General features: G+C 38.4%; 18 protein-coding genes. 9 read left to right on the forward strand and 9 right to left on the reverse strand.

Annotated elements, in window-relative coordinates:
- Positions 1–8 precede the first annotated feature (8 nt).
- Positions 9–866 carry a hypothetical protein gene (locus RMY31_RS15975; RefSeq protein ID WP_409877993.1) on the reverse strand — a complete coding sequence of 286 codons (858 nt, stop codon included), beginning with the start codon at positions 864–866 and terminating at the stop codon, positions 9–11.
- 663 nt (positions 867–1,529) lie between these two features.
- On the opposite strand from RMY31_RS15975, the gene RMY31_RS15980 reads away from it, so the two are divergent.
- Both RMY31_RS15980 and RMY31_RS15985 read left to right on the forward strand, forming a co-directional pair.
- The gene (locus RMY31_RS15980) at positions 1,530–1,760 is read left to right on the forward strand and encodes a hypothetical protein (protein WP_409877994.1); all 231 of its coding nucleotides are present in this window, start codon (positions 1,530–1,532) and stop codon (positions 1,758–1,760) included.
- Between the two features lie 203 nt (positions 1,761–1,963).
- Positions 1,964–2,629, forward strand: coding sequence for a hypothetical protein (locus RMY31_RS15985; RefSeq protein WP_409877995.1), 666 nt, complete (start codon positions 1,964–1,966; stop codon positions 2,627–2,629).
- Positions 2,630–2,819: 190 nt separating this feature from the next.
- On the opposite strand, the gene RMY31_RS15990 is transcribed toward RMY31_RS15985, so the two are convergent.
- Complete coding sequence (locus RMY31_RS15990) at positions 2,820–3,359, reverse strand: DUF2267 domain-containing protein (RefSeq protein ID WP_409877996.1); 540 nt, start codon at positions 3,357–3,359, stop codon at positions 2,820–2,822.
- 317 nt (positions 3,360–3,676) lie between these two features.
- On the opposite strand from RMY31_RS15990, the gene RMY31_RS15995 reads away from it, so the two are divergent.
- Positions 3,677–4,474, forward strand: a complete 798-nt coding sequence (locus tag RMY31_RS15995; RefSeq protein ID WP_409877997.1) for a dienelactone hydrolase family protein — start codon at positions 3,677–3,679, stop codon at positions 4,472–4,474.
- Positions 4,475–4,719: 245 nt separating this feature from the next.
- Here the strand turns inward: RMY31_RS15995 and RMY31_RS16000 are convergent, their stop codons facing one another.
- Complete coding sequence (locus tag RMY31_RS16000) at positions 4,720–5,616, reverse strand: DUF1350 family protein (RefSeq protein WP_409877998.1); 897 nt, start codon at positions 5,614–5,616, stop codon at positions 4,720–4,722.
- 109 nt (positions 5,617–5,725) lie between these two features.
- Positions 5,726–6,271, reverse strand: a complete 546-nt coding sequence (locus tag RMY31_RS16005; RefSeq protein ID WP_409877999.1) for a hypothetical protein — start codon at positions 6,269–6,271, stop codon at positions 5,726–5,728.
- A gap of 451 nt (positions 6,272–6,722) precedes the next feature.
- Between RMY31_RS16005 and RMY31_RS16010 the strand changes: the two genes are divergently transcribed.
- The 3 genes from RMY31_RS16010 to RMY31_RS16020 all read left to right on the forward strand — a co-directional run bounded on the left by RMY31_RS16010 (position 6,723) and on the right by RMY31_RS16020 (position 9,199).
- A complete protein-coding gene (locus tag RMY31_RS16010) occupies positions 6,723–7,301 on the forward strand; it encodes a hypothetical protein (RefSeq protein WP_409878000.1) in 579 nt (192 codons plus the stop codon).
- Between the two features lie 724 nt (positions 7,302–8,025).
- Positions 8,026–8,394 carry a hypothetical protein gene (locus tag RMY31_RS16015; RefSeq protein ID WP_409878001.1) on the forward strand — a complete coding sequence of 123 codons (369 nt, stop codon included), beginning with the start codon at positions 8,026–8,028 and terminating at the stop codon, positions 8,392–8,394.
- Positions 8,395–8,578: 184 nt separating this feature from the next.
- Positions 8,579–9,199 carry a Uma2 family endonuclease gene (locus RMY31_RS16020; RefSeq protein ID WP_409878002.1) on the forward strand — a complete coding sequence of 207 codons (621 nt, stop codon included), beginning with the start codon at positions 8,579–8,581 and terminating at the stop codon, positions 9,197–9,199.
- 49 nt (positions 9,200–9,248) lie between these two features.
- Here RMY31_RS16020 and RMY31_RS16025 read toward each other — a convergent pair whose 3' ends face one another.
- Positions 9,249–9,401, reverse strand: a complete 153-nt coding sequence (locus RMY31_RS16025; RefSeq protein ID WP_409878003.1) for a DUF433 domain-containing protein — start codon at positions 9,399–9,401, stop codon at positions 9,249–9,251.
- Positions 9,402–9,571: 170 nt separating this feature from the next.
- Here RMY31_RS16025 and RMY31_RS16030 point away from each other — a divergent pair, with 170 nt between their 5' ends.
- Positions 9,572–9,946, forward strand: a complete 375-nt coding sequence (locus tag RMY31_RS16030) for a group I truncated hemoglobin (protein WP_409878004.1) — start codon at positions 9,572–9,574, stop codon at positions 9,944–9,946.
- A 115-nt stretch (positions 9,947–10,061) separates the two neighbouring features.
- Here the strand turns inward: RMY31_RS16030 and RMY31_RS16035 are convergent, their stop codons facing one another.
- Together RMY31_RS16035 and RMY31_RS16040 are read right to left on the reverse strand one after the other, a co-directional pair.
- Complete coding sequence (locus tag RMY31_RS16035; RefSeq protein WP_409878005.1) at positions 10,062–11,504, reverse strand: SAM-dependent methyltransferase; 1,443 nt, start codon at positions 11,502–11,504, stop codon at positions 10,062–10,064.
- A complete protein-coding gene (locus tag RMY31_RS16040) occupies positions 11,501–12,163 on the reverse strand; it encodes a restriction endonuclease (RefSeq protein WP_409878006.1) in 663 nt (220 codons plus the stop codon). Before RMY31_RS16040 ends, RMY31_RS16035 begins: the two co-directional genes overlap by 4 nt.
- A 169-nt stretch (positions 12,164–12,332) precedes the next feature.
- Here RMY31_RS16040 and RMY31_RS16045 point away from each other — a divergent pair, with 169 nt between their 5' ends.
- Positions 12,333–13,346, forward strand: a complete 1,014-nt coding sequence (locus RMY31_RS16045) for a hypothetical protein (RefSeq protein ID WP_409878007.1) — start codon at positions 12,333–12,335, stop codon at positions 13,344–13,346.
- Positions 13,347–13,880: 534 nt separating this feature from the next.
- The gene (locus RMY31_RS16050; RefSeq protein ID WP_409878008.1) at positions 13,881–14,093 is read left to right on the forward strand and encodes a type II toxin-antitoxin system VapB family antitoxin; all 213 of its coding nucleotides are present in this window, start codon (positions 13,881–13,883) and stop codon (positions 14,091–14,093) included.
- 75 nt (positions 14,094–14,168) lie between these two features.
- On the opposite strand, the gene RMY31_RS16055 is transcribed toward RMY31_RS16050, so the two are convergent.
- Together RMY31_RS16055 and RMY31_RS16060 are read right to left on the reverse strand one after the other, a co-directional pair.
- Positions 14,169–14,525 carry a DUF5615 family PIN-like protein gene (locus RMY31_RS16055; RefSeq protein WP_409878009.1) on the reverse strand — a complete coding sequence of 119 codons (357 nt, stop codon included), beginning with the start codon at positions 14,523–14,525 and terminating at the stop codon, positions 14,169–14,171.
- The gene (locus RMY31_RS16060; protein WP_409878010.1) at positions 14,526–14,774 is read right to left on the reverse strand and encodes a DUF433 domain-containing protein; all 249 of its coding nucleotides are present in this window, start codon (positions 14,772–14,774) and stop codon (positions 14,526–14,528) included.
- Positions 14,775–15,168: the final 394 nt, after the last annotated feature.

The raw sequence follows: 15,168 nt of genomic DNA on the forward strand, positions 1-15,168 counted from the left end.
AATCATACTTATCTCACTTTACTGGCTTGTGTTGAAGGAAGCGGCTCAGAGCCAAACTGAAGGTAGTACTTATGCCAATCTTTGAATAGTTCAATTCGCTCAATGCCTGTACTACTACTACGATCAAAATATCTATACTTATTTTGACCTACAGTAAGTTTAGGTTTATCTCTGAAGAATGACCAATCTGTTCTCCCTAAAAATAAATATTCATCATCAATTAAAAACCCATGCCAATGAGGTAAATTCTTGTAAACTCTAGCAACAATACAAAGTCTATCACTTAACTGTTCAGGTAGTCCATTAATGAAGTTATTAATATCCCTTATACGTTGCTTACTTTCCTCAGACCAGTTGATGTCGTAGTTTTCAAGATTCAGATCTTCCAAATACTGGTGATCGACAAATGTCAACTCAATGTTTGCATATGAATCAGGATAATCTCTCAAAATTTTAGGTACTTTATCACATATAAATCTCCATGAAAAAGTCATAGCAACTGCTATAACTTTAATCTCTATTTTATTTTTATCCGTAGTATTTTTTTGCCTTTTCATTCCATCATTCAGACAAGATATAATACATCTTTCTGCATCTCTAAGAGCATCACCATAATCAGCATATGGCTTTTCTTGTTGAGCAATTTTTTCTATCTGCTTACTGATATCTTTAAGTATCTGTGTAACTTCTTCACTTTGATCGGCGATTTTTCCTAGTTGTTTTTGAGCCTCTAATTCAACACCATCTTTTGACAGTTTAGCCCTAACTAGACGGTTTAGAATTCCCATCATTGGTTTGGCATAGACTAAGCCTAAAATCAACACTACTATCCAAGGTATTAAAGGGGCTATCTCCTTAAGATTCATGATTGTTTTAACCTCTGATGATTTTCCTAGATTATTGAAGAGCGATATAAGCTGTCACTAAAAGTTAAGGTGACGAAGCTATAAAAATTTATACCTTCTATTATAAATTACTTAGAGCCTGCTATGATTTATTGGCACATAATTAATAAAATAGTAGCAGTTTCAATTTATAATGTGAGTGTTATCAACTGTTTTTGTATAAGCTAGGACAAAACTTAAAGCCTAAGCCCAGGTTTTTACAGTAGAAGAATTAGTTTGCACTGCTCAAATGCAAGCCGCAGGTAGAGATACAAAAGTTATCTGTCTCTGCTTGCCAGTAGCGCTATTAAAGTATGATCGCATTCTTACCGTAGCGTCCATTATCACAAAGTGCGACGCGCTATTATCTTCAACATTCCAAACATCCGACAAAAGTACACTCGCCCACCCCTAATATAGAATGCGTTGCGCTTTGCGACAACGCACCAGGCACACTAATGTGTGGTGTGTCAGCTTGGGTATAGTATTTCATTATGAATATTAATTAATACTGACGCACTCTAAAGAAGAATTTTTTGGCAAGAGAGCGATCGCCTTTTCTCCAAGCTAGCTCATACTGCACAGTAGTATAGATTGGCAACTTGATATTATAAGACTATCGAGTTCTAATTAGCAGGTGAAGTTATGGAAAGCATTAAGATTAGAACATACATTGGTGACGATGGAATTCTGAAAATCCAGCTTCCGCCTGAAATTGCCAACCAAGAATTAGATGTAGTGATTGTTTTTCAACCTGTTATCAAAGAATCCTTACAGTCTTCAACCAAAACGCCTCAAGAACATTTACTCAAAAACAACGCCGCGATAAATTTCCGCAATTCGGTTGTGAGGCGATATCATGCAGGATTGATGTAGTGTCACCTTACCGTGAAGAGTTTGAGCGTAGGCGTAGCCCGTCGCAGACATCGCTTTCCCTTAATAGTCTGTGGTTGTAATCGATATTGTACAGCTATGAAACGCTCTTAATACCGTAATATTACGTATTTTATGTTGTTTTTAAGTTTATTGGTTACAATTGCAACGTTTGTAACTTGATGAATAAGGGAGAGAATGTTCAAATGAGTCTTTCTGAAAAGATTATTGAATTAGTTCTTGATAAAATTTTACTTGGTGGCATTGTTTTGGTAGCAGGCTACTGGCTGAATAAAAGATTTGAGATATTTAAAAATGAGACTAACGAGAAGTATCATCAGAGACAACTAATTGCTGAACTCGAAAACCAACAACAGCAACAAATATCTGAACTAGAAAATCAGATTGCTATAGCTAGGTATAATGCAGAGCTTGAGTTTATAGAAAGACAAATATCTGAATTCTATTGGCCTATCTACCTGAGGCTAGAAAAAGATAATGTCATGTGGAAACGAATCCAGTCTTTGAGTCCTGAAAAAAATATTTTGCCGGAAGCTGCAAGTAATGTTATCGAAAAAGAATTCATTCTGAGAAATCATCAGGAAATAGTTGAAATTATAGAATCCAAAATTCATTTAGCAGAAAATACAACTAATAGCAAATCCTTGATAAATGAGTTATTACAATATATCAAGCATGTTGCGGTTTATAAAACAATCCGCTCTGTTACAGAACTACAAAGATTTAATCCAGTTGATTTGAATGAACCATTTCCAGAAAAGCTGTTTCCATTAATTGAAAATAACTTTCGGGAGTTGCAGAATAGATATGAGTACCTTAAGAATATTAAATTTGGGGAACTCAAGAATTAAAATTAGCTGCTGCGATCGCATCCCCCCAGCAGGGTGTCATGCAATACACACTAGCAGTCGAGGATAAGCCGATGAAGAGTTTGGGCGCTTGTTACCTTCTAAATTAATAGTTGTGAATCAGCCAAATTATAATAAAAAGCCTGTTCGAGATTATCATCCGCAAACAGACTTGACTTTTTCAGGCTTCTAATTAAGCTTGTTCCCAAAGCTCACGCACATGGTCGGGCAACCAACTAGCAATTTCTTGAATCCGCTCTTCGGAAAGTTCGTCTTTGGTGGCAGAAAATACCGCTTTAACTGCCTGCTCTCGCTCGACAGAGCGTGGCATTCCGCTTTCATTTGCAACTCGGAACAGGAAGCGATCGGAATCAATCTTGAAGATGCCAGGGCCTTGCCAAGGTGGACGAACCCGGCTCAAAAATCCCACAATGGGATTGGTGTCTCTCCAGAGATCGGCTACTTCAAATTGAAGTGCTTTCTCGTCTGTAGGTACAGCCTCTTTATGCAGTTCTGACTCGACGCGATCGCTTGCTTCTGTTGTCATTAAGTCGCGGAGGACGCGAAACACAACTTCGGTAAAGTCCCTGGCATCATAAGGATCTGCAAATCCGGCTCCAACCTGGACTTTTTCTAGAAACGAGCGATGTTCGTCGGCGATCGCAGTTCGATTATCTTCAATCTCCGTTGGGTCAATCTCTGGAATATTATTTCTAAATGCTTGATCGGGCATTGTTTTTCCTTGTGCTTCTTGATATTGAGTCTTTATGCTTACCTATGTAAGGTCGCACAAATTAAAAACACTTGGACTCTTCCAGAAGTTCGAGATGCCATCTATTCAAAAGTTAGAAATGTAGCGAATCAACTCAGGTAACTTGCATCAATGCCTGCAAACTAGTAGCATAGCGATCGCGAAAATAATTTTGAGTAATAACCTATATCCTAGCTAACTGCTCTACGTAGACGTAAATTGGCTTATCGTAGGCATCACCCATCTGTGTCGAAAACAGTCAGAATAGAAGAATTGGTTTAAAGTCGGTCGAAACAAAGATGGGACAAATAGCAAATATCGAAATTAAGACTACAAAAGTCAAAATACCTAACAACGGCTTAGAAATTGATGCTTACTTAGCTCAACCAGTTACTACAGGAAAATTTGGCGCTGTTATAGTTTTTCAAGAAATTTTTGGAGTTAATAGTAACATTCGAGACATCACCGAATTAATAGCTAAACAAGGATATGTAGCAATAGCACCTGCGTTGTATCAACGTACTGCTCCTGGTTTTGCACCTGACTTTAGTCCAGAAGATGTGGGGTACAATCCAGAAGCATATCAGCTTGGTTTGCAATACTATCAACAAGTAAATTATCAAGAAATAATCAGCGATATTCAAGCTGCGATCGCCTACCTAAAAACTTTACCCAATGTCAAAGAGGATGCGATCGGCGCTATTGGTTTTTGTTTTGGCGGTCATGTTGCATATATAGCTGCAACCTTACCCGATATTAAAGCCATAGCTTCGTTTTACGGTGGCGGAATTACCACTTCTAGTTATGGCGAAGATATTCCCACAATTAATCGCACTTCTGAAATTAAAGGTACTATTTATACATTTTTTGGTACAAGAGATACATTAGTTTCTCAGGAGGAGACCGAGCAAATTGAAGCAGAATTAAAGAAACATCAAATAAATCATCGTGTATTTAGATACGATGCTGGACACGGATTCTTCGCAGGATTCTTTGTAGACAAGTACCCATTCCTAGCTCAGCACCCAAGTTACAACCCAGAAGCTGCTCCTGATGCTTGGCAACATGTTCTAGAACTATTTCAAAACCATTTGTGATGTTGATGTGGTGCGTTGCTAGGCGACAATATACCCTACATAGCAGACTCATCTAAGCTTGAGAAATTGATTGACTGCGTTTATATTGGTTTGGTACTGTAGGCGATCGCGGGATGCCAATTTACTCCGTATCTTACAGCAGTTTTCATTTATTTGAACCACAATCTCTTGTAAGGGCGAACGTAACAGCGCCCCTACAATGTGGTCTATTTACCTGAAAATAGCTGTAAGCTCAAATTACACACTCAGGTTGATGCCCGTCTGCTTAACTCGGCAAAAAACATAAGGACTTTATCAATCAGGATTGGATTGCCCTTGAGCATTCCTAATGGAGTCAAGTGACCAACAGAAAACTCCAGATCGGAAAACTCCTTAAAGAGTAAACCAAACTTTTTAGTAGATAGATATGGTTTCAGCCAATCAACTGTTGCTGCTGCGATCGGATCGTGACTAAATGCAATCAGCCCAGTCAGGTTGAATAGGCTACTACGTTCAATCAAACAGTGAGTTTGCTCAACGGTAGGTAGCACTTTTAAGCCCAACCTATTTTCTATAAATTTTGCCAATAGCAGAAACCGATTAGGAATAGCGCCACCAAAATCACTAATAGTCGGTGCTATTAATAAAGAAGGTTGGCCTTTAATCAAAAGCTTCTCTAGATTGCTCCAAGTAGCTTTGAAGTGGCTTTCAATTTGTTGATATTGCTTGTCTCCAACACATCTACCAAGAATATCCTGAATTTCCTTAACTTCCAAATCACTAAGTACTTCTAGAAGTGCTATATACTTGCATCCCAAACTATGTCCTAACCAGAAGTAGTTTCCTTCCTTAACTTTGGAATCTTCCTGATATAGTTTGTAATCATAACCTAGATATTTTGCTTCTTGAAGAAGAACTTGACGCAGTTCAACTTGGTCTTGAGCTAAATCAATGGCAACTGACCAATGGCGAAAACTAAATCTAAAAGGTAGCGCAACTACTGTATATCCTTGCTCAAACAATTTTTTGAACAGATATCGATAAAAAATTGTGGGAAAAGTACCAAAAAAAGCACCTCCAATAAATTGGATAACACCAATTGGCTTAGGATGTATAGCAACCCAGTTAAAGTACAAAGGTCTTAATTGAAACTTAGCATTCATTTGATTAGTAAATTATAAAGGAGTAAAAAATTATAGCTAAACAATAAAAAAACTTAATCAGGAAAAGGTGAGCTTTGCCTTGTGCAAAGCTCACTTCAGACTCTAGTTACTAATTAAACTCAATCAATGCGCCGCCAGTTGGTGTGGGCAAACAGTATGATTGTTGATCGAAATCAGGAGGTACACTATCAGATAAAAATGTTCCACGTATTTGCGGTGTAACCAAAAGATTTGCTTTAGAAGTAGACGAATTAGGTGAGATATCGATCTCCACATAACCACGAATTTCTAAATCAGGAACCGCAGGAGGAGGAGGCAAAACGTCTGGTTTTCTCAAATCTGGCTGTAAGATAAACAGCCCAGTAAAACCAGAAGGAAGTACGATATCATCATCTGCTTTACCATCTGTGCCTAATTTGCCAAAGTTGTTTCCTACACCTGTATCTAAAAGAGTAATCAGCTTATCACTTGATAATCCCGTTCCACCAGATACGAACTTCAAAGATAAAGCTACTTCTGGCCCTTGAGTATTTAAGTTTGAGATTAGCAGAAAGTAAGCTTGAACCACTGTTCTAGAAGGTGCCGCAGCAAAGGGTGGTGAAGGTGCGATCGGCTTAACTAAAATTTCAAATGACGATACTACTTGTGCAACCATTAATATATCTCCAATTAATGACCTTTTAGGAAGTAATTCCTGGTTCTAAATTAAACATTTTTACCGACTCAAAAATAGTACCCTTAAGGGTACTATTTCTGTTATTTCATATCGATTCAAAGATGTGTTTTTACTAAAAGATTACTATTGGATTTTTGAAAAATTCTCAAGCTATGAGCTTTGTATCGTTAGAGCTTGAGTTTCAGCATACTTACTAAAAATAAAATTGCATAATTGCGGGATGATTTTGTAACACTGTACTCGGCTTGTCGGTAAATGATTAAAGATCTATTTATCATTTTTTGATGCGATCGCATCACTGCGGTAACTTCCATTATCGCCTAGCCCAAGGCACCGCTATCTCTAGCAATTTGATAACATAAACAAAATAGGCGATCGCCTACGACCCAATATAAGCGATCGCCCTCTTCAGCAGATTTGCAAAAACACTATGGCAAAGCGTAAGAAAAGCAATCTCCAGTGGATTAAAGAAACGCTTGAACTCAAACCCGACCATCGCTGGGAATCTCCATCAGGCTACAAAATTTTTGTGGCTGACCGGGGGTCTGTTCGCTTCAATGTTCCCCAGGACTGGGTTTTTGAGCCACAAGAAAAATCGTTTAAGTTCATGGACAAAAAACCACCCAACGATGATTGCTGCTTGGAAGTATCTTTCAATCGCCTGCCACCCAATGACTGGAGTCTGTTTCCGCTAAAATCCACCTTGAGGAAAGTGGTAGAAGACGACAGTCGCAACGTCATAGAGAAGGGAGAAATCATTACCGTCAAACGCCAAACTGCTAGGATTGTGTGGACAGAACTGAAGTTCATTGATACCCAGGAAGAACCACGGGAAGCTTTTTCACGAATTTGCATTGGTTTGGGGTCAAATGTCCAGTGTTTGATTACATTCGAGTTTTGGGCAGATCAAGCAGAACAGCTAACATCCCATTGGGATGAAGCGATGCGTAGTCTTACACTAGGGTTTTATATCCGCGACCCGATGACTGGTTTGGCTTTCCCAGATTGAAGCACAATCATGGATATGAACATATAGCGGTTTAGGCTTGACATACCGCAGATAATTCATAGTATCGATGATATTTGCGACATAATAAATGCCTTGCATATCATTTTTTTTCGTAAAACGCAACACATTCAAAGCTCATTTACTCAAAAACAATGCCCCAACAAATTCACGCCATTGATACTGTAGGGACGCTCAATGGTACAAATTATAGGTTTTAGGCGATCGCCTGAGCTATAGGGCAACAAGAATATTTTGTTACAGATTTGGTTGTAAGGTTAGGATGCTTACATATCTATATATGTAGTGCGTTGCCCTAAGTAACAATGCACCCTATCTACTGGTTTTAAATTCGTAAATCAAGTTTTGAACTTCTAAATCAGGTTTTAAACTTCTAAATCAGGTTTTAAACTCCGTAAATCAAGTTTTGAACTTCTAAATCAGGTTTTGAACTTCTAAATCAGGTTTTGAACTTCTAAATCAGGTTTTGAACTTCTAAATCAGGTTTTAAACTTCTAAATCAAGTTTTAAACTCGTAAACCTCTTTTGATTAAGAAATTACAGTAAATCTACCTGCATTTATCCCATGTACCAATGCTTTAAAAGTTCTGTAGCTTCACTGTAGCTGATACATCCGTTAATTACGTATTTTTATAGTATCTAAAGAACTCAGTATCAAACATCATCAGGGTTCTCTATATTAGATTAATCCAAAAAGGAAAAGTTTATGACGCAACGCAGACGTAACTCGATTTCACTGACTAAAGCTGAACGGCGAATTGAAGGATTACAAACGATTAAACCCGATCTAGACTTTGGCAATGGGTTCTCAATTGCTAGTTACAACACGATGATTCAAGATTTACGAGAGAAACTAGCCGCCCATAATCAAGCACGAACGATGATGGATAAGACACAGAATGCATTAGTAGAGGCAGAACGTGCGTTGAATAATTATTCTGAGCATATGTTACTGAGTGTTGCGTCTCGCTATGGCAAAAACAGTGATGAATATGGGATGGCTGGTGGAACCCGTAAGTCAGACCGACGCAAACCACGTTTAGCAGTAAACCAAACACTGAAGTCTGCGGAGTGATTGTCTAAATAAATACTATACGCTTTATTCAAAGTGAGGAGAAGAGCGATCGCATGTCAAAAAATCCCTAAACATGCAGTGCTTTTTATGGAGTTGGGCGTTCGCAGTTAAACTTGTTGTACAAAACTAAAGACAACGCCCTTTTTCGCTATCCTAGAAAAGAAAATCATTGCCAGCTTAAACGATGGTTGCTGTACCCGATCGCATTTTGATGAGTGCAGAGGAATATCTAGTTTGGGAACTTACCCAAGAGCAACGCCACGAGTATTGGGACGGTGAAGTGGTAGCGATGACTGGTGGGACGCGCAACCACAATCGGGTTTCCTTCAATTTCTTTAAGCTCTTAGATGATGCTCTAGCCGATCGCTCCTGTGAAGTATACATTGTAGATGTGAAGGTGCAAGTAGAACCGGGGCAAAAGTATTTTTATCCAGATGTGGTGGTGACTTGCGATCCGCGCGATCGCGATCCACAATTAATACAATTTCCCTGCTTAATCATCGAAGTGCTATCACCTTCAACAGAAGCAGCCGATAGGGGAAAAAAGTTTGCCAAATATCGCCAATTACCAACTTTGCAAGAATATGTCTTAGTACAAGTAGCTCAACCGGGTGTAGAAGTCTTTCGGCGCAACGAACAGGGTAAATGGGTACTGTCAGAGTATAATTTGGATGAAATATTGCGGCTGGAATCGGTGGATGTAGAAATAGCGATGTCTACGACGGGCTACGCCTACGCAGATTTGTACCGCCAAGTGCAGTTTGAAACCGAAGCCATCGAAGAAAATTCAATAGATAACCATTGAGCGGGATGCAAACAAAAGACAAGCTCGAATGTCTGCTTCGACTAAACCTTCATATTCTCCCTTGAATTTCTGTTACTGTCGCGCCGTGTGCAAGCAAATTCAGAATATACTCAACTGTAAGGTGTGTACCCTTAATCACTGGCTTACCTACGATGACTTTCGGGTTAGCTGCGATCCGATTCAATAATTCTCGATCTGTCATAGTTGTATGATTATGCCGTCTAGTTACAACTATCATAGGCAATATTGTTAAATGAAAGCGATCGCTATAAAGGTCTACCTCTTGTGCATCTCACACACAATTTCTAATTAATAGTGCTAGAAGGGACGTTGTCTTAAATTTCTTTCTTTTTGCTTTTGGAGTAATTTTCAATGAGTATACTGTATGACAAGCTTGGTGGCGCAGCAGGTGTTGAACTAACTGTAGAAAAGTTTTATGAAAAGGTCTTGGCGGATGAGCGGGTTAAGCACTTTTTCGCTCATACAGATATGCAGCAACAGAAGCAGCATCAAAAAGACTTTATGACCTATGCTTTCGGTGGTGCCCAACACTGGAACGGTCGTACCATGAGAGAATCACATAAAGAACTAGTGGCCGAGATGGGCTTAACCGATAGCCATTTCGATGCGATCGCAGAGGATTTAGTGGCGACACTGGTTGAGATGGAAGTTCCCCAAACTTTAATAGATGAAGTAGTGCAAATTGTAGGTTCCGTCGCTCATCGGAATGATGTCTTAAATCGCTAAACCAAGGTGTCAGCATGAAGACTCCCAATGCTGACACAAACTCCATTTCAACCCGCTGTCAACGCAAATAACGATGTTTACTAAAAACTAAATCTATGTATGCATCAGTATAAATTTAAGCTAATAATTCTGCTAAAGCTCCTAAATTTAAGTTATTTAAGATACTAGATTTAATAGGGCGTTTTTCGTCCCAAAAAATTAGGGACGAATAGAAGTCTTTTGCTAGTGAAGAAGTCAGAAGTTTAAAAGTTTGAGATGCAGTGTTTTCATCATCATAGCTAAGAAAGTAAACAGTATCATCGAAAATTGTAGGTTTGTCGTTTATCTTACCTATCATTCTAAATTCTAATTTTTTGTAAAGTCCGCAAATTGCTATTTTCCAAGGTGCAAAAGTATATGAACCAACACCAAAAATAGAAAAACGAGGATTATCTTGATAAATTTTGCTTTTTCTTTTGTCTAGATATTTTGAATGTGTCTCCAAATAGTTCCATGTTTTCGGAGCAGAATCTTTTATATACTCAATAGCTTCTCCTACAAATCTCTGAGTTACTAAGACATATCTATTAGTATTATTTGTTTTATTCTGAGCAACATAGGAACCTTTAAGCAAAGGGAAAAGATATGTTTCTTCAATATCAACTGTTTCTCCTAGTCCATTGATGAGAGTATTATTAATTTTGCTAAACTCCATCACACTCGCGCAATCATGCTTAATCCCAGAACGCCACTTTATTTTTGATTGCTTATCATATAGCTTTTGTACTTTTTCAAATGTATTTATATCTCTAACAAGTACATTATTCCAATAACCTATCCGATAGTAATCAGAAGTTTCAAGATTGCTGAACACATCACAGAAATAGTTTTGTGAATTAGAGTCAAACTTACACAACAGTAAACAAGCTTCAACAGTAGCATCAAAATATTTTTTGGCATCTATTTTATAATTTGCACAGTAAGCAAGATTTAATTTTTGAGAACGGATATAACTTAATATTTTTCTGGCAACAGAACTCTTGCATAGAATTGCTAGATAACCTTCACGCCTCTGCAACCATTGCACAACCTGAATTAACATCCATTCTGATATATCAAAATTACTCTTACCTGTAATTGCATCTAAACCAGAATAGTTTTGAAAATTACTCTTTTTTGGTAAATTATCACCATTAATGCTACCCTGCTGTGAGTTTGTTACCCAAGGTAAATTACCAATTACTAATATTTTATCGTTTGATCTGCCTATGATTGATGACCAATTAAACTGAAAAAAATCTCCATATTTAATTTTAATCCTTTTATCATTTAACAACTTATTATTGGCTTTAATTTTTTCTACATATTTATAATTTACTTCAACTCCAAAAATCTTATTTGCTGATTTAAATGATTCTGAAGCAGCTTCAATAAAATTACCTATACCACAAGTTGGCTCAACTATAATATCTGGAATTACCTCAAGTTCAACAAGCTTTTGACATACTTTATTAGCTAATTCTAACGGTGTTTGGAAATCTCCATATTCTATCTTTACTTTCTGTGCAGTATGAGTCATGGGTTGATTTTATAAACAGGAATTATGCCATCTTCTTGACCAGCGCGTTCTATTACTCTTCCATACTGGAGCCGCCATTGCAAAGCATTGGAAATAGTCAGAAAACCTTGTACAGGTGTATTGAGCAGAATTTCATCCGCGATGTTGCTTGCCTCAATTTCATCAACTGGTAGATTACGCTCAAGCATGAAGGCAATTAAATCATCTTTATTACCTTCGTTTGCTATGATGTTGCGAATTCCACGAGTCATCTGGAAATCTGCGGTTCTTTCGGCAATTACATAAATAGTATGCAAAATATTCAGGGTTGCTGTGCGGTTAGTACTATTGTCTGTTTTATCGTAGACGAATATGAGCAGCGAATATCCAAGCCCAAATATTTTTTGTCGTGCAGATTTAAAAGGACATGATGATTGTGGTTGCCTAATGCTGGTTACTTTCACATCTACAAGTAACCCTGGAAAGTCAATACCGCTTGCAGAATTACCTTCTACAAACTCATATCGCTCTTTGAGATAAAGTCTAAACTTTTGTTCCAAGTACGTCCCGACAGCTTTACCATCAGTCACACCGTACAGTAAGGGTTCTGGGTGTAAAGACTCAGCATCTGAAAATATAGCAGCTTCTGAGCATAGAGTTTCTACGGTCAAAATTGTCATGGATAAAGTAAAATTATGTGTCAAATATCATACAGTAGTCCTATTTGATTTGTAAAAAACTAAGTATATTTGTAGGATAGCGATCGCCATTGATGTTTAAGATACAAGGGTGCGTTGTCGCAAAGCTCAATGCACCACATCTACTAAACTACGGTATAACACTGGATGAATGAAAGAAAATAGACACATTTGGCAGAAATTAAATCATTCAAAGTTTGCTCTGGCTTATGAAATTAGTGAGCGCATAGCTAGGCGACAGTGGATTGAACCTTCAACTTTTACTGATGTTCGGCATAGTAAAGAAGCTTTGGTAGCATGTGACTTTTCCGGATCTCATGCGGCTGCCAACTATGAAGCTTTTGCCTTCTTAATTGGAGCGATCAGTGGAAGTGCGAAATGGATGGAAACAAGAAGTACTATCAGAGATCGTTTTCTTCCTAATAATCGCCGCATGGCATATAAATCGCTTAATGATGCTATGCGCCTACGCGCACTCCCGTCCTTTCTTAATGCCGCAAACAACTTTCCCGCTAATTTGGTCGTATTCCTAATCAGCAAGCAAATCAACACCCTCTTTGCTGATCCTGGTACACCAGGTTTTTTCCCTGAATTAGTTGTTGCTGAACATGGATGGAAGAAAAAATCTTTTCAGCGATTACTGCTTGTAGCATCTCTTGGCTCATTACTTGTATCTTGTTTGTCTGCACCTTCACAAGACATTCTATGGGTTTCAGATCAAGATGAGATTGCTGCAAATGCCGAAAAGCACAATCATGCTGGTCACGTTATTCATCACTGCATTAGCAGGTATGCACCTGACCACCAGGGTTTATTAGTATTTTTGACTACTGAAGCAGACTTGAACACCCGTCAGCTTGAAGATATTGTGGCAGTGCCTGATCTTGCTGCTGGGGCACTTGTTGATGCACTTTCACATTGTGACAAGCTTAAACGTAGCTCAGATGAGCGTCTTTGGGTTCCGATCTCTAGTGAGTTACCATCAAAAGCACGTACAATTTTGCAGTGGTTTTCAGCCAGCTCGCTTCCCTTAAAACGTTTAGTAGTTGTCTTAGACTCTGTTGATGATGCTATTCAGGTTGATACATTTATTCCTGTCACGCAAGAGTCACTTTTATATCTACCCAGTGAAGTTACTTCCAATGAGGTTTTTCTTTTTCGTTAAAAATTGCCTGTCAAGGTAGATTAATAACCGTGTTGCAGCCGATTGTTGCTATGTGCTGGGTGGAGTTGCAAACCTCTTAGCGACCGTTGACCAGAAACGTTAAAGCAAATTTAGGTTTGACATACTCCAGATGAATTATTCTCGCTTTTGCTAATCACATTACCATTCCTCAATTATCATATTGTTGAGTGAGTGCGATCGCCCCATTTAATCTAAAAAATCGTCATTTTAAATAATCTTTTAATTTACAGTTTTTCCTTGAGCAAAATGCGTTTCAAATCTCAAAACCAGACTCAATAAGAGTTATATTATCTGAAGCATCAAAAAAGATTGTTACCGAATAGCCTTAAAACTTGCATTTAGGCTAAAAATTGACTATTTTTTCTACTGCTATAGGAAAAAACTTGCCTGACTTGACTTTTAAAAGCGCTCGCTACAACAGGCTACTTTTTGTACATATCTCAAAAGGAAAGCTTTAGTACAATATTTAAGTATATATTTCACCTCTGAAGGCAATCAGCTCATAGCTACCCCATGCAAACCACCATCAATATTGATGAAGCCCTTCTCAACGAAGCTTTGCAACTTACTAATCTCACCAATCAAGAAGAACTTATCAATCTAGCGTTGCAGGAATTTGTGCGATCGCGCCGCAAGAAAAACCTTCTCGACCTCGCTGGACAAATTCAGTTTGCCCAAGACTTCGACCACAAAGCCCTGCGCGAAACTCGTCATGCTGCTGATTGATACGTCTGTTTGGATCGTTGTTTTTCGCGATCGCAGCGGTCAAGTCCGTCAGCAGCTTGAAATCCTGACGGGCAATTAATCCTGCGTTCTTGCAAAGCGGATTTGTGTCTCAGTGACGACAATAAAGCTGTCAGATAGCTGCTCAGAATAATTTTCTAACAACCGCTGTAGAGTTTTGATCTTGTTATCAGATCGATCGTTTCCAAGACGAAGGAGAATGATACCTCTATGAGGTCGTTGCTCTCGGTAAACTTTCTCACCGAAGTCCTTATCACTAGTAATTAAAATCCAGTTCTCAGCAAAAGCCTTTTGAATGATCTCGTCATCATCAATTCCTCGTGCTTCCTCGTAAACTGAGAAAACTTCATACCCTCGATCGAGAAGCCAACGCGCCACAACCACACCAGTACACTCATCGACCAGTAAGCGCATCTATGTCATCTCCACAGGTAGTGGCATAAAACTGGTACTTTCTAATGACCGAGATGCAAACAAAAGACAAGCTCGAATGTCTGCTTCGACTAAACCTTCATATTCTTCGAGAATTTCTGTCACTGTCGCGCCGTGTGCAAGCAGATTCAGAATATACTCAACTGTAAGGCGTGTACCCTTAATCACTGGCTTACCTACCATAATTTTCGGGTTAGCTGCGATCCGATTTAATAATTCTTGATCTGTCATAGTTTCAAGATTGTGTCGTCTAGTTACAACTATCATAGGCAATCTTGTTAAGTGAGGGCGATCGCTATAATCCTCTACTTCTTGTGCATCTTACAGATAATTTCTGAATATTGTTGAATTGGGGCGATCGCACTATCCCATAAATTAATTTTATTAACACGCAATCATCGAGATTTTGGCAAAGTACCAGGATTATTAATTGAAGATTGGACGATTTAATGCGATCGCATCTTCTCATCACGCTTAATTCAGTAGGGTGCGTTGTGCTTTGCGACAACGCACCCTACTGGCATGGCAAGGCTAAAATGTTGCATTAAAAATCTCTGAAAAATTGAAGTTTAGACACATAATCGAATTTTTCTATTGCACTACTTTAGCCTTGACACGCCACTAC

Source organism: Dendronalium sp. ChiSLP03b (assembly GCF_034531165.2).
GTDB lineage: Bacteria > Cyanobacteriota > Cyanobacteriia > Cyanobacteriales > Nostocaceae > Dendronalium > Dendronalium minutum.